Genomic DNA, 25,416 nt, shown 5'->3' with positions numbered 1-25,416 from the left:
TAGCTTGAGTATTATTAGATGAATATAGGTAAAAAAATAAAAGAAATATTATACTAAAGGAGATTAAAAATATGTTATTAAAAAGACTAGAGAATAATTCTATACAAGATATAATAGATAAAAATAGTGTAAAAGAACTTATAGAATTTGAGAGATTTTGTAGAGATAATGCATTGTGGGATGAAATGAAAAAATGTTTTGCAAAAGATTCAACAGTATCAATATCTTGGTACCAAGGGAGTGGAGAAGGTTTTGTAGAAGAATCAAGTAAGATGAAGTCTTATGCACTTCATAAAGTTTATAATACAGTAGTTTGGATAAATAATAATAAGGCAGTATCAATTACAATGGCGGCTATTCATATTAGAAATGAGATAGATGGAAATTTAGTTGAACTTCAGTCAGATGTTAAGCTTGTGTATAAAACTCAAAAGATAGATGATATGTGGTATATAGTATCTATGGATGCTATATACGAAAAAGATATACTTTTACCAGTTTATCAGAATAGTGATGTCAAAGTTTCTAAGAGTGAAATAAAAAATTATAGACCAACGTATGCAAATCTTTCTTATATGTTGAGTAAGGATGGATATAAAATAAATCAAGAACTTCCTGGAATAGATAGAAAAGAAATGGTTGATAAGCTTTATGAAGATGCAGAAAGATGGTTAACATTACAAAATTGTAAGTAGAGATTCATGTGAGAGTAATGTTTACATGGTATCATACCTTCCAAGAGAGGTGGGATTGATTATGAATTTATTACTCTATAAACAGTTTACAAAGCATGCAATACTGCGAGCGGTTTTTCTTGGAGGCATGGGAATTGCATTTTTAATATTCCCTGAATTTCTTCTTGGAGGCATGTTTTATGTTATTGTTGGATATATGATTTTATGTGGTGTTTTGCGGATTGTGGATTTTATCTTAGAAAATGGTGCAAAACACCTTTTTAACTATGGAAGTCTTATTATAGCAATTTTACTTATTGTGTTTGGACTTCACTCAATAGCTTTTTCACGTTACTTAATCCACGTATCACCTGTTTATCTTGGTTCATTATTGTTGATTGAAGCAGTAGTATATTTTGTTATTACTTTGTGTGTGACTATATTTTGGCAGAAAATTATTTTGATTATTCTTGCAAGCATTGCTTTTTTAGGTGGAATTGCTGTTATAATTTTTACATTTGGATTTGGAATTGGAGGTATTTTAGGTCTTACACGAGTTTCTGGATTTGCTTCTTTGTTTTCATGTTTATATACAATTACTGCTTATTTAATTTATCAAAAATCAAAAAATAGATGGGAAAAGAAGAAAATAAAATGAATCTAATAGAATAGAAAGAAGTACCTTTACATATATAAATTGGTTAATGTTTAGAATAACTTTAAATTTATATACTTATAATTAATGGATGAAAAAGTGATAGCTATATTTAACTATCACTTTTTTATTTGTCTATATAGTTAATTTATAGAGATAAACTTATATAAAAGAGTCAAAGAATTAAATAGGGTGATTTCTGATAATTATACTAATTTAAGTTTAAGTTTTGTGTAAAAGCAAAATCAGTTGTAGTTATTTTTAAAGTTGTTTAACTTCAACTGAGATTTGAGTTATATATTCATCAATATCTCGAATACTTATATCATATAGAAGATATTCTTCATAAACAAAGTCTCCTATACGTAAATCATTATACTTAAAAAAATTTAATAGTTTTTCATAAGTTGTTTCAAGTGTATCATAACTTCCTTTATGATAAGCAGTTACATAGAGTCCTTTTGGTTTGATTGATATTGGACATTTTTTGTATTCACGATTAACTTTAGTAAACAAGTGTGAATATGACTCGAAATTTTTATTTAGTATATCCTCACCTTTAATAATCGAACCAATCAAGCAATCATCACTTAATTCATAGTTATCCATAAAATTGATACATTCATATAAGAATTTCTCTTCATCATCTCCCATAAATTGTTCTGTTTCTATAAGAGGACTTTTAACTATGTATTCTTCTTCATGTTCTTCTAAAGTAATAGTATTTATATCAATATCACAAGCTTTTTTAGTAAGTGCAATAGTGGATTCCATTAAAGTCTTAATATTGTTTAATTTTTCAATTTCATTGTTAATATCAATACTCTTTTTTTCTAAAAGTTCAATTAACAAACTAGGAGTTCGTTTATCTATATAAGTTTTAATTTCTTTTAAAGGCATTTTTATTTCTTTAAGTGATGAGATTATGCTAAAAATACTAAGTTGATGGTATGAGTAGTATCTATACCCATTTTCTTTTTTCAATTCTGGAGAGAAAAGACCTATATCATCATAATGAAAAAGTGTTTTTTTATTGACTCCACAAATCTTTGCAAACTCACCAGTGGTAAAGTAATTTTTTGAATTTTGGCTCATAATTAAAATTCCTCCTTGACTATCCTGTTACAGTATAGTTTATCATAATATTTTGTAAAGGAGTGTGAAAGTATGAAAAAATTAATTCGTTTTTTAAAACCTTATAGGATTTTAATTGTTACAATGTTAATATTTACGTTTTTGCAAACACTTGGAACTTTATATATACCAACTCTTACCGCGAGTATAGTAAATAACGGTGTAGTAAAAGGAGATATAGATTATATTGTAAAAACAGGTGTATTAATGCTAATAGTAGCAGGAATAACAGCTCTATCAGCTGTATTAGTATGTAAAGTATCAGCAAATCTTTCATCAGGATTTTGTAGAGATATTAGAGAAGCAGTATTTATAAAAGCTCAAGAATTATCAATAAATGACTTTAATAAAATAGGTACAGCATCTATGATTACTAGAAGTACTAGTGATATTACTTTAATAGGGCAATCTTTATTTATGTTTATTGAGTTGGTGTTACCAGCACCAATTATAACTATTTCTGGATTATTTTTAGCTTATTCTATAGATAGAGTAATGACAATTATTATTGTTATAATAATGGTTTTATTCATGCTGTTTGCATGCTTAGTTGGTAAAAGAGTTATCAAATTATTTAAGATAATGCAAACAAAAATGGATAATATGAATAGAGTGTTACGTGAAGCTGTAACTGGAGTAAGAGTTATAAGAGCTTTTAATAGAACTAGTTTTGAAAAGAATAGATTTGATAAAACAGCAGTGGATTATTCTCAAACAGCAATTTCAATAAATAAGATATTTGCAGTACTTATGCCTATTGTAATGTTAATAATGAATTTAGGTATAGTAAGTATTATTTGGTTTGGTGGAATAAGAGTAAGTAATGGAAATATGGAAATAGGTCATATAATGGCTTTAGTTGAGTATTGTATTTTAATTTTATTTTATCTAATCATGGCAGTAATGGTATTTATGTACATACCCAGAGCAGGGGCTTGTGCAGATAGAGTAAATCAAATATTAGACATAGTACCTGAAATTGTAGATGGAAATAATTCTGAAAATATTATTTCAGAAAGAGGGCATTTAGTCTTTAAGAATGTAACATTTTCATATTCAGAATCAGAGGAACCTGTCTTAAGCGATATAACATTTGAAACAAAATCTGGAGAAGTAACTGCAATTATAGGAAGTACTGGCTCTGGCAAATCTACGATTGCAAATGTAATACCACGTTTTTTTGAAATTCAAGAAGGTGAGATATCTATAAATGGTCAAGATGTTAAGAATATGTCTCAAAAAGAGCTTAGAGATAAAATTGGATTTGTACCACAAAAAGCATTCTTGTTTAGTGGAACAATAGAAGAAAATATAAAGTATGGAAAAGAAGATGCAAGTATTGAAGAAATAAAACATGCAGCAAACATAGCTCAAGCTGATGAATTTATTTCTAGTATGGAAGATAATTATGATTCATTTGTAGCTCAGGGTGGAAATAATTTATCTGGTGGACAAAAGCAGAGAATCTCTATTGCAAGGGCATTAGTTAGAAAGCCAGAAATATATATATTTGATGATAGTTTTTCTGCATTAGATTTTAAGACAGATAAAAAACTTAGAAGAGCATTAAAAGATGAAATTAAAGATTCAACAGCTATAATTATAGCACAACGTATAAGTACAATCATGGATGCCAATCAAATTATAGTTTTAGATGAAGGTAAAATTGTAGGGATTGGTAAACATAAAGATTTACTTAGAGAATGTGATGTTTATAAGCAAATTGCAGATTCACAGCTTAGTAAAGAAGAACTTGCATAGCAAAATAGAAATTCAATTTGTTTATTTGGAGGTGTAATATGAGTGAAAATATAGTAGAAAAAAAAGAAGTAGATGTACTTAGTTTTGAAGATGGTATGTCAGCAGAAAAAGCTAAGGACGCAAAAAAAACTACAAAAAGACTATTAAAATATATGGCAAAACAAAAGTTTAAAATACTGACAATTTTTATTGCAGTATTAATAAGTTCAGCTCTTACGGTTTTAGCACCAATGATTATGGGAAAAGCTATTGACCAACTATTTAATGGAATAAAAACGGCAGTTCAAACTGGCACAAAATTTAGTGTAAACTTTAGTACTATGGGAGGTATAATATCAGTACTTTTAAGCTTGTATCTTCTTAGTTCAGTATTTATATATATACAACAATATATTATGTCAGGAGTTGCACAAAATTTAGTTCTTAGTATGAGAAAAGATTTAAGTGATAAGCTAAATAAACTTCCTCTTAAGTATTATGACTCACATAAAAAGGGAGAAACTCTTAGTATAGTTACAAATGATTTAGAAAAGGTTGCAGATAGCCTGCAAGAAGGATTAATGCAACTTATTACAGCAGTAGTTACGGTGATTGGTTCTATAGTTATGATGATAAACATAAGTATGTCACTTACAATAGTATCAGCTATAACATTAGGTGTTTCGCTATGCATTACTATTGTAATTGCGGGGAAATCACAAAAAAGATTTTCAGAAAACCAAAAGGCTTTAGGTGAATTAAATAGTAATATAGAGGAGATGTTTACTGGTCAAGTAGTAGTTAAGGCATTTAGTAAAGAAGAAGATACTATTAAAAACTTTAAAATAGTAAATCAAAATCTTTATAATGCTAGTAGAAAAGCACAATTCTCATCATATTCAATATCTCCAATCATTAGATTTGTAAATCAAATTGGGTATGTGGTTATAGCAGTTGTCGGTGGTATATTTGCAGCAAATGGAACAATGACTCTTGGTAGTATACAGGCATTTATTCAATATGTAAATCAATCATCAGAGCCTACCACAGAAATATCTTATATTACAAATATGCTTCAAGCAGCAATTGCATCTGCTGAGAGAGTATTTGGAGTAATGGATGAAATAGAGGAGGTAAAAGATAAAGAGCCTTCAAAAGTTATAAATATACCTAAAGGTAAGGTAGAATTTGAACATGTTAAATTTGGATATAATGATGATTCTATTCTTATGAAAGATATTAATATTAAGTTAAATGCAGGAGGTAAGATTGCAATTGTTGGACCAACAGGAGCCGGAAAAACGACTCTTGTAAATTTACTTATGAGATTTTATGAGATACAAGAGGGTAGAATTACTATTGATGGTATTGATATAAAGGACTTAAAACGTGGAGAACTTAGAACGATGTTTGGAATGGTACTTCAAGATACATGGCTATTTAATGGAAGCATAAAAGAAAATATTGCATACAGTAAATCAGATGCTACAATGGAAGATGTTGTAAGAGCAGCAAAAGCAGCAAGAGTAGACCATTTTATAAGGACTTTACCTAAAGGATATGATACTATATTGACTGAAGATGCTTCTAATTTATCTCAAGGTCAAAAGCAACTTTTAACAATTGCCAGGGCAATACTTTCAGACCCATCAGTGTTAATTCTAGATGAAGCAACTTCTAGTGTAGATACTAGGACAGAAGTTGAAATTCAAAAGGCTATGAATAACTTGATGAGAGGAAGAACTAGCTTTGTTATCGCACATAGATTATCAACTATTCGTGATGCAGATTTAATATTAGTAATGAAAGAAGGTACTATTATTGAACAAGGAAGCCATAAAGAGCTTCTTGAGAATAAAGGATTTTATGAGGAACTTTATAATAGTCAATTTTCAAGAGAATATGATGAAGAAGTTGTATAATTTAATGGAAGATTCATAATCTATATTCCATGATTTTTAGAGAATAAATCCAACTCAATGACTTACTTTGAAAATAAGTAACATGAATAAAGGCTATGTAGAATACAAAATATTGGTGTATTCTATATAGCCTATTTATTTTGTCATTACAATGTAAAGTTTAAGCATGAGATAAAATTGGAAACATTAAATTATCTGGAAAACTTTCTTTGCCACATATATGCCATAAAGATGCACTTATTTTACGGAGATTTAACAAAGCCGAGTAAAGTATACTCTAAATATAAAATAAATCAAATATAGTTAAGAAATTGAGAGGTGATAAAAATGGATAAAAAGTTAAACTACAGATTTGAAATGAAACATAAAATAACTGAAGCGGATGTGTTAGCTTTGAAATCAAGACTTTATCCAATAATGAAAAAAGATGCAAATGCATCAAAAGATGGAAAATATCTTATTAGAAGTTTATATTTTGATACACCAGAAGATAAAGCTCTTCTTGATAAGTTAAATGGTGTTGCAATAAGAGAAAAGTTTAGAATAAGATTTTATAATAATGATTGTTCTTTTATAAAATTAGAAAAAAAAATAAAGCACTATAATATGACATCAAAGCTGTCAGCTAGTTTAACTAAAAAAGAAGTATTGAAGATATTAAATAATGATATTGAATTCTTAAAAGAATCAACAAACTGTTTATTAAGGGAGTTTTATCTAAAGATAAAATGTGAAAGATTGGAGGCAAAAAGTATAGTCGATTACGATAGAGAAGCTTTTGTTTATCCAGTTGGGAATGTAAGAGTGACAATTGATAGTGACATTAAAACTGCTGTAAACTCAACAGATTTATTTAATAAAGAATTGCCAACTGTTTCAGTTATTGACGAAAATATGACTGTATTGGAAGTTAAATATGACGAATTTATACCAGACTTTATAAAAGATTTAGTTCAAATTAATAAGACTACTTCTACAGCTGTTTCAAAGTATGCATCAAGTAGGTTATATACATAAGAATAAAAATTTAAGATTTAGATAAAGACATGTTTAAATAAAATTTAAAGAAAAAACGAAGAAATAGGAAGGATGATTTTAATTATGACATTTAACGATATTTTTAAGTCAAGTTTTATAGAAAACGTATCAGGTTTTTCATTTGTGGATAGTGCTTTAGCTCTAGGCTCAGCATTTTTAGTAGGTTTGTTTATATATATGGTTTATAAGAAGACATATATGGGAATTATGTACTCTCGACCATTTAATGTATCACTTGTAGCACTCACTATGCTTACAACTTTTGTAATATTGGCAGTTACATCAAATGTAGTCTTATCTCTAGGTATGGTTGGGGCTTTATCTATAGTAAGATTTAGAACAGCAATTAAAGACCCAATGGATTTAGTATTTCTATTTTGGTCATTGGGTTCAGGTATAGTTTTGGGTGCAGGTTTAATTCCATTAGCTGTAATGGGTTCAGTAATTATGGGATTAATTTTAATCTTCTTTTCAAACAAAACAATCTCTGAAACACCATATATATTAATGGTAAATTGTAATAATGAAGATTCAGAAGACATTGCAACTGACAAAATCAAAAGGGTATTTTCTAAATATCAAATAAAATCAAAGAGCGTGACACCAGAAAAAGGAATAGAGTTGGTGTTTGAAGTTAGAATGAAAGATGGAGAAACAAGTCTTATAAATGATTTAAGTCAAGTAGATGGAGTTACTAATGCAGTTCTTGTAAGTTACAATGGTGATTATGTAGCATAGAGAGGAGTAATCTTTTATGAAAGATAAAAAACTTACCCTTCTTATCTCATTTATGGTTGTATTTTTATGCGCAATAGTTGGAATATACAGTATATCTGGAAATAAAGGTGTTGATTTATATAGTGATGCGTATATTGAAAAATATTTTGATAGAGATAAAGTTATGGAAATTAATATAGAAATAGATGATAGTGATTTAAAAGATATGAATGAAAATGCTATAAAAGAAGAATTTAAAGTTGCAAAAGTAACCGTAGATGGTGATGCATATGGAAATGTTGGAATCAGGACTAAAGGAAATTCAAGTCTTACATCTGTAGCAAATAGTGATAGTGATAGATATAGTTATAAGATTAATTTTGATAAATATAACACTAGTAAAAGTATGGAAGGGCTTACTCAATTAAATCTTAATAACTGTTACTCTGACCCCTCTTATATGAGAGAGTTTATAACATATAGTATTTGTGAAGATATGGGATTAGCTACTCCAGAATTTGCATATGCAAAGGTTTCTATAAATGGTGAATATCATGGTTTATATTTAGCAGTGGAAGGATTAAAAGAATCTTATCTTGAAAATAACTTTGGAGATGTAACAGGTGATTTATACAAGTCTGATGAAGGCGCTTCATTGCAGTACAATGGAGATGATTCAGAAAGTTATTCAAATTTAATCGTTGAAAGTGATAAAAAAACAGCTGATTGGTCTAAGGTCACAAAACTATTAAAATCTCTAGATACAGGTGAAGACATTGAAAAGTATCTTGATGTAGATTCTGTTCTTAAAAATATAGCAATAAATACAGCTTTGTTAAATCTCGATAGCTATCAAGGTAATTTTGCTCACAATTACTATCTGTATGAGCAAGATGGAGTATTTTCTATGTTACCATGGGATTTTAATATGTCATTTGGTGGGTTTGGTGGTACTGGTAAAAGCGGAGATGGGCAATCAATATATATTGATGAACCAACGACAAGTAATTTAGAAGACAGACCTCTAATATCTGCATTATTAAAAAATGAGACATATAAAACAAAATACCATGAATATCTAGAAGAGATAGTAACAAAATATTTAGGTTCAGATTATCTAGAAAATATGACAACAAAAGTACATGACTTAATAGTATCATATGTAAAAGAAGACCCAACAGCATTTTATACATATGAAGAATTTGAAAAAAATATAACATCTTCAATTGAAAGTTCTAATGATGATAAAGGTGGTAATAAGGGCTTTGGCAATCAAGAATTTAATAATAAAGATTCTAATGATGAAAATAACGAAAATAAAAGTGATGAAAAAGAAGTCAATGCGGAACTTACTTTAAGTGAAACTAAAAATAATGCAGATAGTCAAGCTGTAGACAATAATGAAGATAAGAATAATACAAATAACAAAGATAGTACAAATAACAATGAAAGTGACGATAAGAGTAAAGAAAATTTAGAAAGTCCTATGGGTAAAGGAGGAAAATCAATACCAGGAGTTTTAGAGGTAGCAGAAAGTATGAGTAAAACAATAAAAGCTCAATTAAGTGGAGAGTCTTCTTCAACGAAGGAAACCTCTGATAGTGAGAATTCAAGTGATAATAAAGACATGAAAGAAGCTGATGAAGGTATGAATGGAATGCCAGAACCACCTGAAGGAATGGATGGTAATACGCCGCCAGGTATGGGAAATATGGATAAAGGCGATACGAATAATAAGCAAAATGGTAATATGAAAATGGATAGAAATCAAGGTAGTCCAAAAGAAGCTGGAAACTTTGGAGGCAAAGGAGGAGGTTCTATGAGTAAAACAACAGCATGCTCTAAATTGGTTTTAGGCGGAACTTCTATGTTAGTTATGTCGGTTATGTTAGTATGTATATCAAAAATAAATAGAAGAAAATTTATAAAGTCAAAATAAAATAAAAATAGATAAATACTGATACTGTTAAGTGCAACTACTTTCTTAACAGTATTTTTTTGCTTTATATTAATTTAAAATCTCACATTAGGTTTTACTATTTCATTATAAATAGGCCTAAAAAAGATTTTAAAATATAGAATTTCAACATAGAAATATATAAATTATCTCTTCGAAAAAATAATCTGAAAATTTGTAACCAAATTGTAATAAAATGGTAGTTATTTAGCATAAAATGATGTATCATAGAGTTGTATTATAAAATTTATAAAATAGGATTTTTGTATGAAAACTGCTGACTTTTGGTATTTAAGGTGAGTAGTTAAATTATGTTTAGGAGGGGTAGATTTTGTTACAAAAAGTATTATGGAAATTTTCAAAGCTGGTTTTAGGTCTATTTATATGTTCAATTGGTATAGTATTGACGATAAATTGTAACCTTGGTTTATCTCCTTGGGATGTGTTTCATCAAGGTCTTTCAAATCATGTAGGAATAACTATAGGGACTGCCTCTATAATTGTAGGCTCTATAGTAGTTATAGCTGATGTTATTCTTGGTGAAAATGTAGGATGGGGAACTGTATTTAATATGTTATTAATTGGCTTTTTTATGGATTTACTTCTATACACTAACTTAATTCCAAAGACTGATAGTGTATTAATAGGAATAATTATGTTGATTTTAGGTTTGGGGCTTGTAGCTCTTGGAATGGTATTTTATATGGGAAGTGGTCTAGGAAGTGGACCTAGAGATGGTTTGATGGTTGCTCTTCAAAAGAAAACAGGAAAATCACTTAACTTAATAAGAGGAACTATAGAAGTTGGTGCATTAATAGTTGGATTTTTCTTAGGTGGAAAAGTTGGTATAGGAACTATAATAAGTGCATTTGGCCTAGGATATCTTACACAAATATTATTTAATTTGTTTAAATTAGATTGTAGTAAAATTAAACATAGATTTATAATAGATGATATAAAATTTATAAAATTATATATGAGTGGAGATAAAAAACCTGCCACTCAAAATATGGCTAAATAGTCCTATAAAGAATTAATTAAGAGTATATAGTAATTATAAATAAAAATTTTCTTGTAAATATATAAAATTTCAAATATTAAAAGATATGGATTGCTAAAAAACTATAAAATATAGATTTTTAGCAATTTTTTATTTACTTAACATATTCTAAGACCTTAAAAGCTTTTATATATGTTAGATGAATTGATTTATTTATAATTAGAGATACTAAACTTTATAGATATTAATATAAACACATTCAAATTGTGTATTTTCAAAGCCTTTAAAATACTTGTATTTATTCTAACTAAAAAAATAAAAAAATTAGCAAAAAAGTCTTGTATTATATCTGAATTTTATATATAATTACCTATGTTGTTTACAAATTTTAAACTCAATGTTTAGTAAACAAAATGTTTAGTAAAATAAAACACAAATTAGGAGGTGCAACATGGATATAGGTGAAAAGATAAAAAGATTAAGAACAGAAAAACAACTGACCCAGGAAGAGTTAGCTAATAGATGTGAATTGTCAAAAGGATTTATTTCTCAACTAGAAAATAACTTAACATCACCATCCATAGCTACCCTTATAGATATACTTGAGATATTAGGTACAAATTTAAGGGAATTTTTTAATGAAATAGATGACGAAAGAATTAGTTTTACAAAAGAAGACATGTTTGAAACTGAAGATGAGGACTTAAAATATAAATTAAAGTGGTTAATTCCAAATTCACAAAAAAATGAAATGGAGCCAATAATAATAACATTGTATCCAGGTGGACAATATAAAGAAGAAAAGCCACATGAAGGTGAAGAATTTGGATATGTACTAGCAGGTTCAATATATGTTCATATAGGCGAAAAGAAAAATAAGGTAAAAAAAGGAGAAAGCTTTTACTTTAGACCAAGAGCAAATCACTATATATCAAACGAAGGAAAAACGACAGCAAAAGTGATTTGGGTAAGTACGCCACCATCATTTTAGAATAGAGGTGTTTAATAATTGGTAGAAAATATAATAGAATTAAGAGATATATCTAAGCATTATGAGGAACTTACTGTTTTAGATAATTTCAATTTAGATATAAAGAAAAATGAGTTTTTAACTTTACTTGGGCCAAGTGGATGTGGAAAGACTACTACATTAAAAATAATAGCAGGGTTTGAGTATGCTGATGATGGCAAAGTTTTATTTGAAGGTAAAGAAATAAATAATTTACCACCATATGAAAGACAAGTAAATACAGTCTTTCAAAAATATGCTTTATTTCCACACATGGATGTATATGAAAATGTAGCTTTTGGCTTGAAAATTAAAAAAACTCCAAAAGATATAATAGATACTAAAGTAAAAGAAGTTTTAAAACTTGTTGCATTAGAAGGATTTGAAAGACGACAAGTAGACTCATTAAGTGGAGGTCAACAACAAAGAATTGCAATAGCAAGAGCTTTAGTAAATGAACCAAAAGTGTTGTTGTTAGATGAGCCACTTGGAGCATTAGATTTAAAATTAAGACAAGAAATGCAAATAGAATTAAAAAGAATTCAAAAAAAGTTAGGAATAACATTTGTATTTGTAACTCATGACCAAGAAGAAGCTCTTACTATGTCAGATACTATTGTTGTAATGTATAAAGGTAAAATACAACAAATGGGTACACCTCAAGACATATACAATGAACCTAAAAATTCATTTGTAGCGAAGTTTATAGGTGAAAGTAATATATTTGATGGAATTATGATGGAAGATTATAAAGTAAATTTCTGTAAGAGAGAGTTTGAATGCGTAGATAAAGGATTTGAAAAAAATGAAAATATAGAAGTAGTAATAAGACCAGAAGATATAAAAATGGTAAAGCCAGAAGAAGGAATGTTAAAGGGGAAAGTTACATCTACAGTATTTAAAGGAGTGCACTATGAAATAGAATTAAATGAAAATGGAAGATTGTGGATACTTCATAATACCAAAAATGCTGAAGTTGGAGTAGAACTAGGCATGGATATATATCCAGAAGACATCCATATAATGAGAAAAGAGAGTAACTAATATGAAGAAGAAATCTTTTTTAGCATATCCATATGTAGTTTGGAGTGCGATATTTGTAATAATTCCTTTAATACTAGTAGTATTTTTCAGTTTTACAAAAGACTCAAGTACAGGTTATGTGTTTACACTTGAGAATTATAAAGAAGTAATAGACCCTATATATATTAAAGTATTTGCTCGCTCTATTCTTTTAGCAGGAGTAGCTACATTGATATGTCTTGTAGTTGGTTATCCAGTGGCATATATAATCTCAAAAGCTCATGTAAGTAGAAGAGGTTCATTAATACTGTTGTTTATTCTTCCTATGTGGATGAACTTTCTTTTAAGAACATATGCATGGGTAGCTATATTAGGAAAAAATGGACTTTTAAATACGTTTTTAGGATGGTTTGGAATACAGCCATTAGCAATTTTGTATACTAATGTTGCTATACTTTTAGGTATGGTATATAACTTTTTACCATTTATGGTTCTTCCAATATATACAGCACTTTCAAAGATGGATAATGATTTAATAAATGCTGCTCATGACTTAGGTGCAAATAACATGACAGTATTTAGAAAAATTATATTTCCTTTGAGTCTGCCTGGGGTAATGTCTGGAATAACTATGGTATTTATGCCAGCAGTTACTACTTTTGCAATATCAAGACTGCTAGGTGGAGGCAAAATAATGTTAGTTGGAGATTTGATTGAACAACAATTCACAGTTGTTGGAGATTGGAACTTTGGCTCAGCTATATCAATATTTATGATGATAGTAATATTAATATCCATGTCGATAATGTCAAAATTTGGAGATGAATCTGACAAAGAAGGTGGTGGGTTACTATTTTAAAATTAAAGAAAATAACTTCTAATATATATTTAGCATTAGTATTCTTATTTTTGTATGCACCCATATTTGCATTGGTACTATTTTCTTTTAATGATTCAAAATCAATGGCAAGATGGAATGGATTTACATGGAAGTGGTATGGTCAATTACTTCAAAATGAAAGTATAATGAGTGCTTTATATTACACTGTTGTGATAGCTATATTAGCATCCGTAATATCAACAATAGTAGGAACTATAAGTGCTATAGGAATACATAAGATGAGAGGGAAGAGTAAAAAATTAATACTGAATGTAAACTACCTTCCTATTTTAAATACAGAAATAGTTACAGCAGTAGCCCTTATGAGTCTATTTGTATTTGTAAAAATGGAATTTGGTTTTACAACAATGTTATTAGCACATATAATGTTTTGTTTGCCATATGTTATACTTTCAGTTTTACCAAAAATGAAGCAATTACCTGATAATATAGAAGATGCAGCTATGGACTTGGGAGCAACACCTATGTATGCTCTTAGAAAAGTAATTTTACCACAAATAAAACCAGGTATAGTTTCTGGATTTTTAATTGCATTTACTATGTCAATAGACGACTTTATAATAAGTTTCTTTAATGCTGGAAATGGTGTAAGTAATCTTTCTATAGAAATCTATGGAATGGCTCGAAGAGGTATAAAGCCTGAAATAAATGCATTATCAACGATAATGTTTGCAGTGGTTTTAGGATTACTTCTATTGGCTAATAAAAAAGAATCTATAGTAAGGGGGACTAAATAATGATTAAGTTTAAGAAAATAATATCCCTTGTAACTGTAGGTATGATTACAGCTACTTTATTTACAGGATGCAATAAATCAACAGATTCTACAAAGGTTCTAAATGTATATAATGTTGGTGATTATATAGATGAATCTCTTATAGATAAGTTTGAAAAAGAAACAGGAATAGAAGTTCAATATTCAACTTATGATACTAATGAAATGATGTATCAAAAGGTTAAGAGTGGTAGTACTCATTATGATTTAGTTTTTCCATCGGATTATATGGTGGAAAAAATGAAAAATGAAGGTCTTTTGGAAAAAATAGATTTTAAAAACATACCTAATATGAAGTATTTAGATAAGAGTTTTTTAAATCCTGTATATGATGAAACTAACGAATATAGTGTTGCATATATGTGGGGTACTCTTGGAATATTATATAATAAAAAAGAAGTTAAAGAGCCTATAGATAGTTGGAATATACTTTGGAATCCAAAATACAAAGGAAACATGATGATGTTTGACTCTGTTAGAGATACTATAGGGATAACTCTTAAAAAATTAGGATACAGTATGAATAGTGTAAATCCAAAAGAAATAAATGAAGCAAAAAATCTTTTAATAAAGCAGAAGGATTTAGTCCTAGCATATGTAAACGATGAAGGAAAAGACAGATTATTAGGTGGAGAAGTCTCAATGGGGATGTTGTATTCTGGAGATGCAGTTACATTGATGGATCAAAATCCTGACCTTGACTATGCTATACCTAAAGAAGGTACGAACAAGTGGGTGGATGCTATGTGTGTACCTACAACAGCACAAAATAAAAAAGAAGCTGAGTTATTTATAAACTTCTTGTTAGACCCAGAAAATGCAAAAGTAAATGCTGAATACATTGGATATTCAACACCTAATACAGGAGCACTAAAGTTATTGGACCCAGAAATAACTAGCAATCCTGTTGCATATCCATCTAAAGATGTGCTTGCTAAATGTGAAACTTTTGAAGATATTGGTGAAAATATCAAGTTATACGATAAAGCTTGGATAGAGTTAAAATCAAAATAGAGTATTATTTATTTAATAATATTTACTTAATAAAACTGTTCTTATTTAGAAATTATTTTCTAATTATTGAACAGTTTTATTTTTTTTACTTATATCTATATATGTATATGTTATAGATATATATAATTTATTTACTATGAATACATACATGATAATTATTTTGAAGATAAGCAAATAGAGAACATTAATGTTAAATATTTGTTTGTTTTTTTATTATTTATATACATATATAATTTAATTTATTTTTACTAAGTTAAAAAATTATTTGCATATTGATTTTAATAATAATTAGAAAAAATGGGCAACTTAATAAAATAATTGGAGGTGTAAATTTATAAAAAATGAATGGGACAAATAAAAAGATAGATTTATTAATGTTAAGTTTGTTTGTTTTTATATTTTTAATTGTTGGGATAGTAATACTATCTATTAGAACAGAAAATAAATTGAATGTATTTATAATGTTATCAGTTATTTTTTTTATAATAATGTTAACTTATTTATCAAACTCAGTAGTTGGTTTAATAACAAGTTCAATAATTATATTTATATATACGTCCTATATTTTATATAACAATATTACTCATAATATAGATATTGAGTTTATATCATATATATGGATAATAGCAGTACCAATATCTTCAATTATAATGGGAAATATAAATAAAAATATAAATGAATTACAACTTACAAATATAAAATTAACTGAACAATATGAGGAACTAGTAACTATAGATAATGAAACTGGGCTTAGAAACTTAAAAATTTTTTATAATGATGTAAATATGGAAATAAGTAAGTCAGTCAGACATACTACTACTTTTTCTCTTATGATAGTAAAACTACCATATTATGAAAACCTACAGACTATATTTGGTGAAAGTAAAACTAACAAAATAGTAAAATATATTAGTTCAAATATTGTAGAGTGTACAAGAAATGAAGATATAATATACAGTTTACAAAAAGATATGATAGGAATACTGATGCCAAACACAGCATTAGAAGGTTCAAAGGTTGTTAGAGATAGAATAAAGAAGAGGATAAAAGAGTTAAACTTAGATTTAAATGATAAAGGAAAATATGTAAATATAGATGTGAAAATTGCAATTTTAGAGTATAGAGATACTTTTGGAGATAGTATAAATTTTAAAAATATGGTTGAAGAGGAATTGCAGTATGATGTTTAAAACTTACAATAAAAATTTATCTAAAGTATTAATTGTGCTTTTAATAGTATTGATAATGTCAAATTTTAATATACACTCATATGCACTAGAAACTTATTCTAATACAAATAAGGTATTGGTTATTTATGATTCTAAGAAAGAAACATCTTACAATCAAGACATATTGAAAATTGTAAGAACTCTATTAAGTAGATTTAGCTCAAATATCGAGTTATTAAAATTAAGCAACTATGATAATGAGATAAATAAAACTTATTATAGTCATATATTTATTATAGGGATAAATGAAAATTCATATATTAATGATGAAAAAACTAACATCTTAATTAATTCATTAGATTCCTATAAAGGAGTCATCTGTTGGTTAGGGTATGGTATAGAAAATCTGTTGGAATATAAGAAATATAATTTAGAATATGTAAAAAAAACAAATAATATAAACAGTGTAACCTATAAAGGTAAAGAGTATAACTTAGATGAACACCATTTATTTAATATTGTAAAATCAACAGATAAAAGCAATAAAATTATAGGAACTATTAGTGATACAGTAAATGAATATCCGTATATTGTAAATGACAAAAATCTTTTCTATGTGTCAAAGTTGGATTTAGATGGTGTTTTATTTTATATATTTTGTGATTCACTAAATGATGTGTTTGATATTGAAACCTTCAATAATGGTCGCATATTTGTAAGAATAGAAGATGTACATGCATTTAGAGAACCAAAAGAATTAATAAAAATAGCTGATTATTTAAGCAATAAGAACATACCATTTACAATTGCTTTAATACCAGCTTATGTAAATCCTAAAAATCATAGAATAACTACTTTATCAGAAAGCCCTGAGATTGTTAAAGCAGTAAAATACATGCAAGATAAGGGTGGTACAGTGATATTACATGGATACACTCATCAATATAAAAATGAAGAAGTTTCTGGAGAAGGATATGAATTTTGGGATGGGGAAAAAGATGCTCCATTAAAAGAAAATATGACAATTTTTGTGAAAGATAGAGTTTTAAAAGGGCTTAGAATATGTATAGAAAATGGGATTTATCCTCTTGCATTTGAAGCTCCTCATTATGCAATAGAATCTGAAGGATATAAAGAATTAAAAAAATATTTTTCTACTTATGTAGGACAACATCAAAATAATGATAAAAAATTTAGCACAAATACATATCCCTATGTTATTAGGGATACAGAAGAGTTTAATATATTTGTACCTGAGAATTTGGGATATATAGACCCAGAGGATAAGTTTACTTTTCAAAATATAAAAGAAAATTTAGATACAGTATCTATTGTCAGAGGCTTTAGTGGCGGTTTTTTCTTTCATTCGTATTTAGATATAAAATATTTGAAAGATACAATAGAATACCTAGAAAAACAAAATATAGAGTTTATGGATTTAAGAGATTTTGATAATTGGGTAAAGGTTGATGAGATACAAATAAGAAATGATGGTAATGAAATTAAAGTCAACTATGATAGAAATTTAGAAAAAAATAAAGAAGATGAAACTAGGTTTAAATCTATATCTAAAATCAGCAAAATCTTAATATCAATAGTATCCATAAGTGTTTTAGTTTTTGTAATTATATTTATGTATTTTAAAAAAATAGACAAAAAGAAATTTTTAAAATAAAAAATTTTAGATTAAGTTCTAAGATTTAAAAAGATTTTAGGAGAATTTTATGAGAGGATTAAATGTATCAGAGTATCTATTTATATTTAGTTTATTTAGTATATGGTCTTTACTACTTATAAATATAGTTTTAGCTATGGGGGGGTATTTATTTTATTTTAGGAACTTTGATAAAAAAATAAAAAAAATTGATAGATATCCAATGGTATCAATACTTGTTCCTGCTCATAATGAAGCCAAGGTAATAGGTAGGACTGTGGAATCTTTACTACTACTTAATTATCCTAAAGATAAAATGGAACTTATTGTGATAAATGACAATTCTTCTGATAATAGTAGAGAAATTTTAGAAAGCATAAAGAATAAATATAAAAATTATAATTTTACTATTATAAATACAGATAGCATAACTGGAGGTAAGGGAAAATCAAATGCATTAAATATTGGATATAAAATTTCAAAAGGAGAGTTTATAGCAGTCTATGATGCAGATAATACTCCAGATAGAGATGCACTTAGGTATTTAATACAAACAATAGTTCTAGATGATGAATTAGGTGCTGTTATTGGAAAGTTTAGAACCAGAAATAAAAGTAAAAATCTATTGACGAAATTTATAAATATAGAAACTTTAAGCTTTCAATGGATGTCTCAAGCTGGTAGATGGCAATTATTTAATTTATGTACAATACCAGGAACTAACTTTATATTGAGAAAAAGTATTATAGAAGAAATTGGGGGATGGGATAGCAAAGCAATTGCAGAAGATACAGAAATTAGCTTTAGAATATATAAGTTAGGATATAAGATAAAACTTGTGCCACAGTCAATAACATGGGAGCAGGAACCAGAAACTATTAAAGTTTGGATAAAGCAAAGGACTAGATGGGCAAAAGGTAATATATACGTTTTAATGAAATATATAAAAAATATATTTAAACAAGGGAAAAATAAAATTGTATTTGATATAGCCTACTTTTTTTCTGTATATTTTCTATTTTTAACATCTGTTATTATCTCAGATATTTTATTTGTCTTAAGTGTATTTAAATTAATAGAGATTTCTATTCCAATCAACTTTATCATAATATGGATACTATCGTACATTTTATTTATCATAGAAGTGAGTATAAGCTTAACTATAGAAAAAGGTGAGGCTACAATCGAGAATATATTTATAGTAGCACTTATGTATTTTACATATTCTCAACTATGGCTATTTGTTGCTATAAAAGGAATGGTAGAGTATTTAAAAGATATAATTTTTAAAAGAGAGGTCAAATGGTATAAAACGGAAAGATTTTAATTCATGTACAGGAGGTATTAACATGAAAAAATTTGTTGTATTAATTGTATCTTTAGTATTGTTTTTTTCAAATATCGCATTTGTAGATGAAGTAAAAGCTGATGAAACTAAAGTCAAAAATTATAAGTTTGAAAGAGATGTAACTATTGATGGAGTTATAGGGAGCAATAGTACTTTTTTTGAAGTAAACAAAAATTGGGACGTTGAGGAAGTGTCATTTAATCTTAATTTTAGTAAGAGTCAAATATTAAATGGAGATGTTTCAAGTTTAACTATCTTAATAAATAATGTACCAATAAAATCAATTAAACTAAATGCCAAAAAAGATTATAAAGATACACTAAAAGTATTAATACCAAAAGAATATATAATACAAGGATATAATGAAATAAAAGTAAAAGCATATAAAACAATATCTGATAAAATATGTCAAGATGATTCTAACACTGGAAACTGGATGGTTATTCATAAGGAATCTTATACATCAATTAGATATAAGCAGAAAAAATTGGGCAATTCAATAAATGAGTATCCATATCCATATATAGAAATTGAAGAAAATTTTAAATTAGACACAACTTTAGTAGTTCCAGATAATATGAGTAGGGGTGAATCTACAGCTGTGTTTAATTTAGCATCGGAATTTGGAAAAATAACACAGAACGATAAGTTACAGTTTGATGTTAAATTATATTCAGAAATGAAGAACTGGTCAGATGATAACATTATATACATTGGTAAACCTGAAAATACGGCAGAAGAAATTTTAAATATTCTAAGTGCAAAGGAACAAACTTTATTATCTTCAAATTGTATAATTAAACAGATAAATTCTCCATACAACAATAATAAGAAGATGTTAGTAGTAATAGGTAGTAATGAAGAAGATTTAATAAAAGCATCAAATTTATTGATAGACAATAGACTTTCTAATCAAATTTTATCATCATCAATACTTGTAAATAAAGATACTAATATAAAGACTGCTGGTGAACAAGAATTAAATTTAGGTCATATGACTTTAGAAGACCTAGGATATACAGATATTTTGCTGGAAGGTGCATTTAGTCAACAAGCTTTATTTGATGTTAGAATACCAAAAGGTAGAAAGTTAGATAATGGCTCAAAGATTGTTTTAAATTTAAGATATTCTGATAATTTGGATTTTGACAAATCATTAGTTACAGTGTATATAAATGATGTTGTCGTAGGAAGTAAAAAATTAGATAGGGCATATTCAGATAATGACAAACTAGAATTAAAAATACCTAAAGATATAGATAATAAAAACTATTATCAAGTTAAGCTGGTGTTTAATTTAAGTATAAAAAATTTAAATTGTGTTACAAGAGAAAGTAATAATCCTTGGGCATATGTGTCAAATAGCTCTTATTTGGAACTATCAACAAAAGAGAATCAGTCACTGAGTTTTGAAAGTTATCCATATCCATTTGTTAAGAATGATAAGTTTAATGATTTAACTGTGATAATGCCAGATTATTCAGGGTCCCAAGCAATGACATGGATGTCCAGACTAGGTGTTAATTTAGGTGCAAATATGAATTCGCATGAGGGAAACATAAATGTAATTAGAGGTAAAGAGTTTAGCAATAAATATAAAGATACGAATATTATAGTTTTTGGAGTACCACTTAACAGCTCTGTTATAAAGATGATAAATAGCAACTTAAATATAAAGTTCAATAAAAACTATTCTAACTTTTTATCAAATGATAAGATAAGCTTTATTGACGATTATGGTAAAAATATTTCATCAATACAATTGATAAAATCACCTTACAATAATCAAAAAAATATTATGGTAATAAGTTCAATAGATGAAAAAAATTTATATTTAGGAATGGATTATTTATTAAATAAAAGTCAAGTGAATGATTTAAAAGGAGATACATTAACAATTGATGAATATGGAGAAGTAAAAGATTTAACGTATAATACAAAAATAAATAAAGAAATAAAAGATTCGAGTAGCGAATTGAATATAAGTAAAACAGCTAAAGTTTTTTTTGTTGTTTCTTTTATTGTTATAGTTGTAGCTGTAATTCTATCAATGTTATTTATTAAGAAATATAAAAGAAGATAATACAGTAAACGTATTATTTTAAAATGAGGTATATGATTTGAATAAAAATGTAAACAAATTTAAATTTAAGAAAAATATTTTAATCTTAGGAATTATTTTAACTTTTATATTTATAATTTATTTTGTAAATGTTGAATTAAAAAATAGAAGTTTAGTAAATAGCCAGTATGAGGGCAAGATTAAATCAGCCAATTTATCTATAGATTATGAAATAAATCAAGTTATGAAGGATATAGATAAGCTAGGATTGAATACAATAAATGTACCTATAGTTATAAATGTGGATGATATTAATTCTGATATCATGTCAATAGATAATAATAGCAAAAAAAAGGCAATTAAACTAATAAAAAAATTAAATAAGAAGGGTATTTCCACAATATTAGAAGCATATCCATGGATAAAAAATGGAGAGTTATATGAGACCGATTGGAATCCTATGAATAAAAAAAGATTTTTTTATAACTGGCAAAATACTGTATTAAATGAACTTATAGAAGATGTATCAAATCCATTGAATGTAAAGGTTTTAAATGTAGGCTCTAATTTTGTATACTTAGAAGAATATCAACAAAATTGGGGTGAAATAATAGATTTTGTACAATCAAAATTTGATGGTCTTGTAACATATAGAACTAATTGGTGGTATACGAGAAAAGGTGATTTAAATAGTAAATTATCTTATGAACAAAAACTAAATAATAATTTTTTTGATAAGTTAGACTTTATATCCATAGCAGCGTATTTTGAGTTAAGTGATAAATCTGTCAATACAGTTGATGAATTGGTTTCTGCTCTACATTCATCTACTGTGAATAATAGAGGACAAAATATAAAAGAAGAACTATATAATCTTTATAAGGTTCATCGTAAACCGATATTTTTTGGAGAATTAGGTTTTTCAAATAGAGAAAATGCAAGCTCTCAACCATGGAATCATGTTCCTTCAGAAATTATAAATGATGAAGAACAAGCAAGATGCTTTGAAGCATATAGGCGAGTTTTTGAAAAAGAAGATTGGATAAATGGTTTTTCTGTATTTTGTGTAGGTAAAATTGATGAAGAAAAAAACTTTTATCCATCAAAAGAGAGTATAAAGATTATTAAATCTTGGTATAAATAAACTTGTTATATAAATAGACAATTATAGTATATAAATAGTTGATTAGGAGAGATATAAATGGATGACATCAAGGTTATGACTGTATTTGGAACTAGACCTGAAGCTATCAAAGTAGCTCCTTTAATTAAGGAACTTGAAAAAAGAGAGCATATAAACAGTATTGTGTGTGTGACAGCACAACATAGAGAAATGCTTGACCAGGTTATAGAAACTTTCAATATAAATGTAGATTATGATTTAGACATAATGAAAAAAGGGCAAAGTTTAAATGATATAACATGTAAAGTTTTAAATGAACTTCCCATGATTATAGATAAAGAAAAGCCAGACATAATCTTAGTACATGGAGATACAACGACAACTCTAGCTACTAGTTTAACTGCATTTTATAGTAAAATTCTAGTGGGTCATATAGAAGCAGGACTTAGAACTTATGATAAATATTTTCCATTTCCAGAAGAGCTAAATAGACAGCTTACAGGAATTATTGCTGATATACACTTTGCCCCTACTAGTTTGGCAAAACAAAACTTAATTTCAGAAGGAAAGTCTGAAAACAATATATTTGTAACAGGTAATACTGCAATTGATGCATTAAAGATGACAATAAGAGAAAATTATACTCATCCTATAATAGATAAGCTTGGTGATGACAGAATGATTTTATTGACTTCTCATAGGAGAGAAAACTTAGGAGAACCCATGAGAAATATATTTAGAGCTGTAAAACGAATAGTAGATGAATTTGAAGATGTACAGGTAGTATATCCTATACATTTAAATCCTAAAATACGTAGTATAGCTAGTGAAGTATTTGGGAAAAATTCTAAAAAAATTCACATTATCGAGCCTTTGGAAGTAGTTGATTTTCATAATTTTTTAAACAAATCCTATATGATAATGACTGATAGTGGAGGAATACAAGAGGAAGCTCCATCACTAGGAAAACCAGTACTTGTGTTAAGAAAAAAGACAGAAAGAATAGAAGGTGTTAAAGCAAAAACACTTAAATTAATAGGTACAAATGAAGAAAATATATATAATTCTGTAAAACAATTATTAACAAATAGAAATAATTATATTCAAATGAGTAAAGCGTCTAATCCATATGGGGATGGAAATGCAAGTAAGTATATAGTGGATGTAATAGTGAAAAAATTTAATTGAAGATACTTAAATTAGCTTTTATTAACTTAATTTAAATTTTATATATAAGATAGAATTAAAATATAACCACTTAATATAAAAATTATGATAAGATAAGGAATACAATTAGCAAGGGGGAATAATATGGCTAGAAAATGTATAAAAAATTTAGGTAAAAATAAAATTATAAGAAGATTAAAGCTTATATTTAAAAAGATATTTATTACTGTATTTATAATAGCAAGTATAATAGCTGTTTTTAATATAACAAAATATTTTGAAGACTTATACAAGGTAAGAGATATAAAAACTACTAAAATTGAATACTATATGGATGTAGCTGATGAAGCAGGGGGCGGAAAAGTTCAATTAAGCTGGAAGGAGTTACTTGCTATAGATATGGTAATATATGATGAAGATTTAAGTAATATAAAAAAGAAAGATACATTAAATGTCGGTGAAAAATTTATAGTAGAAGACAAAAATGATAAGGGAGAAAAAGTATACAAGGTAAAAAAGTTTAATAAAGTATTGAATGAATTGAAATTTGACACTTCTCAAAAAAGTAGAGCAAAAAAATACATGAAGGATTTAGAATACACGTATCTTGGAAATAAAGAATTAAAAGATAGTGATGAAAAAATTAAGTTTATAAAGAAATTAGAAGACTCAGCTATAAGAGAGTATATCGATTATGGCATATTACCATCTATAACAATTGGACAAGCAATATTAGAATCTGGGTGGGGTAATTCTAAACTTACAAAGCAAAGTAATAATTTATTTGGTATAAAGGCAGATAAAGCATGGAAGGGAAAAAGTGTAGCAATTTCAACTTCTGAACATTATAATGAAAAGATTGTAGCAAGTTTTAGGTCATATGGTTCACTGGAGGACTCTGTAAAAGACCATGGTTTATTTTTAGTGAATAATAAAAGGTATAGAAAAAATGGATTGTTTGAATCAAAAGACTATATTAGTCAAGCACAAGCATTAGAAGATGCTGGATATAGTACAGCTGAAGACAAAAGTGGGAATCGTATATATGCAGAACTACTGATAGAAGTTATTAGAAGTTATAACTTACAATTAATAGATAATAAAGTAGAAACAAAATAAGTATTGATTCTACATGAATGTGTAACAAGATAAATTTGTTTTTTACAAAAGAATAGAAAAAATGTAAAAAAACATAAAAAAATGTATTGACTTGTTATTTAAAAGGTGATATTATTATTACTGTACTCGAAAGAGAGCAAAATGAACTTTGAAAATTAAACAGTAGGTTAATTTATAAAACAAGAAACAAACCATAAAGCCAGATATTTTGATAA

Annotated in this window: 21 protein-coding genes; 20 read left to right on the top strand and 1 reads right to left on the bottom strand. The window is 27.2% G+C overall.

Annotated features, from left to right (window positions below):
- Nucleotides 1–71 precede the first annotated feature (71 nt).
- Nucleotides 72–695: a hypothetical protein gene (locus tag KGF46_RS17905; protein ID WP_227862215.1), complete on the top strand. Its 624-nt coding sequence runs from the start codon at nucleotides 72–74 to the stop codon at nucleotides 693–695.
- 25 nt (nucleotides 696–720) lie between these two features.
- Nucleotides 721–1,332, top strand: coding sequence for a hypothetical protein (locus KGF46_RS17900; protein ID WP_227843022.1), 612 nt, complete (start codon nucleotides 721–723; stop codon nucleotides 1,330–1,332).
- Nucleotides 1,333–1,590: 258 nt separating this feature from the next.
- On the opposite strand, the gene KGF46_RS17895 is transcribed toward KGF46_RS17900, so the two are convergent.
- A complete protein-coding gene (locus KGF46_RS17895) occupies nucleotides 1,591–2,424 on the bottom strand; it encodes a MerR family transcriptional regulator (RefSeq protein WP_227830107.1) in 834 nt (277 codons plus the stop codon).
- A 72-nt stretch (nucleotides 2,425–2,496) separates the two neighbouring features.
- Between KGF46_RS17895 and KGF46_RS17890 the strand changes: the two genes are divergently transcribed.
- The 18 genes from KGF46_RS17890 (at nucleotide 2,497) to KGF46_RS17805 (ending at nucleotide 25,201) form a co-directional block, all read left to right on the top strand.
- A complete protein-coding gene (locus tag KGF46_RS17890) occupies nucleotides 2,497–4,224 on the top strand; it encodes an ABC transporter ATP-binding protein (RefSeq protein WP_227861531.1) in 1,728 nt (575 codons plus the stop codon).
- A 95-nt stretch (nucleotides 4,225–4,319) separates the two neighbouring features.
- Complete coding sequence (locus tag KGF46_RS17885) at nucleotides 4,320–6,125, top strand: ABC transporter ATP-binding protein (RefSeq protein WP_413841514.1); 1,806 nt, start codon at nucleotides 4,320–4,322, stop codon at nucleotides 6,123–6,125.
- A gap of 327 nt (nucleotides 6,126–6,452) precedes the next feature.
- A complete protein-coding gene (locus tag KGF46_RS17880) occupies nucleotides 6,453–7,142 on the top strand; it encodes a polyphosphate polymerase domain-containing protein (protein ID WP_227830104.1) in 690 nt (229 codons plus the stop codon).
- Between the two features lie 84 nt (nucleotides 7,143–7,226).
- The gene (locus KGF46_RS17875) at nucleotides 7,227–7,901 is read left to right on the top strand and encodes a DUF4956 domain-containing protein (RefSeq protein WP_413841505.1); all 675 of its coding nucleotides are present in this window, start codon (nucleotides 7,227–7,229) and stop codon (nucleotides 7,899–7,901) included.
- 16 nt (nucleotides 7,902–7,917) lie between these two features.
- Nucleotides 7,918–9,819: a CotH kinase family protein gene (locus KGF46_RS17870; protein WP_227830102.1), complete on the top strand. Its 1,902-nt coding sequence runs from the start codon at nucleotides 7,918–7,920 to the stop codon at nucleotides 9,817–9,819.
- 349 nt (nucleotides 9,820–10,168) lie between these two features.
- Nucleotides 10,169–10,858: a hypothetical protein gene (locus KGF46_RS17865; protein WP_227850762.1), complete on the top strand. Its 690-nt coding sequence runs from the start codon at nucleotides 10,169–10,171 to the stop codon at nucleotides 10,856–10,858.
- A 430-nt stretch (nucleotides 10,859–11,288) separates the two neighbouring features.
- Nucleotides 11,289–11,828: a helix-turn-helix domain-containing protein gene (locus KGF46_RS17860; RefSeq protein WP_021383760.1), complete on the top strand. Its 540-nt coding sequence runs from the start codon at nucleotides 11,289–11,291 to the stop codon at nucleotides 11,826–11,828.
- A gap of 18 nt (nucleotides 11,829–11,846) precedes the next feature.
- Entirely contained in the window at nucleotides 11,847–12,890 is a 1,044-nt protein-coding gene (gene potA / locus KGF46_RS17855; RefSeq protein ID WP_227830100.1) for a spermidine/putrescine ABC transporter ATP-binding protein, read from the top strand.
- Between the two features lies 1 nt (nucleotide 12,891).
- The gene (locus KGF46_RS17850; protein ID WP_227830099.1) at nucleotides 12,892–13,728 is read left to right on the top strand and encodes an ABC transporter permease; all 837 of its coding nucleotides are present in this window, start codon (nucleotides 12,892–12,894) and stop codon (nucleotides 13,726–13,728) included.
- 104 nt (nucleotides 13,729–13,832) lie between these two features.
- On the top strand, nucleotides 13,833–14,507 hold the full coding sequence (locus KGF46_RS17845) for an ABC transporter permease (RefSeq protein ID WP_227436781.1): 675 nt from the start codon (nucleotides 13,833–13,835) through the stop codon (nucleotides 14,505–14,507).
- Entirely contained in the window at nucleotides 14,507–15,559 is a 1,053-nt protein-coding gene (locus KGF46_RS17840) for a spermidine/putrescine ABC transporter substrate-binding protein (RefSeq protein WP_227862214.1), read from the top strand. The genes KGF46_RS17845 and KGF46_RS17840 overlap by 1 nt, the downstream gene beginning before the upstream one ends.
- Before the next feature lie 341 nt (nucleotides 15,560–15,900).
- Nucleotides 15,901–16,749, top strand: a complete 849-nt coding sequence (locus tag KGF46_RS17835) for a GGDEF domain-containing protein (RefSeq protein WP_227830097.1) — start codon at nucleotides 15,901–15,903, stop codon at nucleotides 16,747–16,749.
- Nucleotides 16,739–18,403, top strand: a complete 1,665-nt coding sequence (locus tag KGF46_RS17830) for a polysaccharide deacetylase family protein (protein ID WP_227850761.1) — start codon at nucleotides 16,739–16,741, stop codon at nucleotides 18,401–18,403. The genes KGF46_RS17835 and KGF46_RS17830 overlap by 11 nt, the downstream gene beginning before the upstream one ends.
- Before the next feature lie 49 nt (nucleotides 18,404–18,452).
- Nucleotides 18,453–19,709 carry a glycosyltransferase gene (locus tag KGF46_RS17825; RefSeq protein WP_227830095.1) on the top strand — a complete coding sequence of 419 codons (1,257 nt, stop codon included), beginning with the start codon at nucleotides 18,453–18,455 and terminating at the stop codon, nucleotides 19,707–19,709.
- A 22-nt stretch (nucleotides 19,710–19,731) separates the two neighbouring features.
- Nucleotides 19,732–21,813: a cellulose biosynthesis cyclic di-GMP-binding regulatory protein BcsB gene (locus KGF46_RS17820; protein WP_227850760.1), complete on the top strand. Its 2,082-nt coding sequence runs from the start codon at nucleotides 19,732–19,734 to the stop codon at nucleotides 21,811–21,813.
- Between the two features lie 37 nt (nucleotides 21,814–21,850).
- Complete coding sequence (locus KGF46_RS17815; RefSeq protein WP_227843017.1) at nucleotides 21,851–22,936, top strand: glycoside hydrolase family 113; 1,086 nt, start codon at nucleotides 21,851–21,853, stop codon at nucleotides 22,934–22,936.
- Nucleotides 22,937–22,993: 57 nt separating this feature from the next.
- Nucleotides 22,994–24,103 (top strand): non-hydrolyzing UDP-N-acetylglucosamine 2-epimerase, encoded by a 1,110-nt coding sequence (gene wecB / locus KGF46_RS17810; RefSeq protein ID WP_227850759.1) that lies wholly within the window; start codon nucleotides 22,994–22,996, stop codon nucleotides 24,101–24,103.
- A 123-nt stretch (nucleotides 24,104–24,226) separates the two neighbouring features.
- On the top strand, nucleotides 24,227–25,201 hold the full coding sequence (locus KGF46_RS17805) for a glucosaminidase domain-containing protein (RefSeq protein WP_227862213.1): 975 nt from the start codon (nucleotides 24,227–24,229) through the stop codon (nucleotides 25,199–25,201).
- Nucleotides 25,202–25,416: the final 215 nt, after the last annotated feature.

Source organism: Clostridioides sp. ZZV14-6153, assembly GCF_020657855.1.
Lineage (GTDB): Bacteria > Bacillota > Clostridia > Peptostreptococcales > Peptostreptococcaceae > Clostridioides.
Note: the sequence above shows the minus strand (reverse complement) of the source record. Positions and strands in the feature narration are given on the sequence as shown.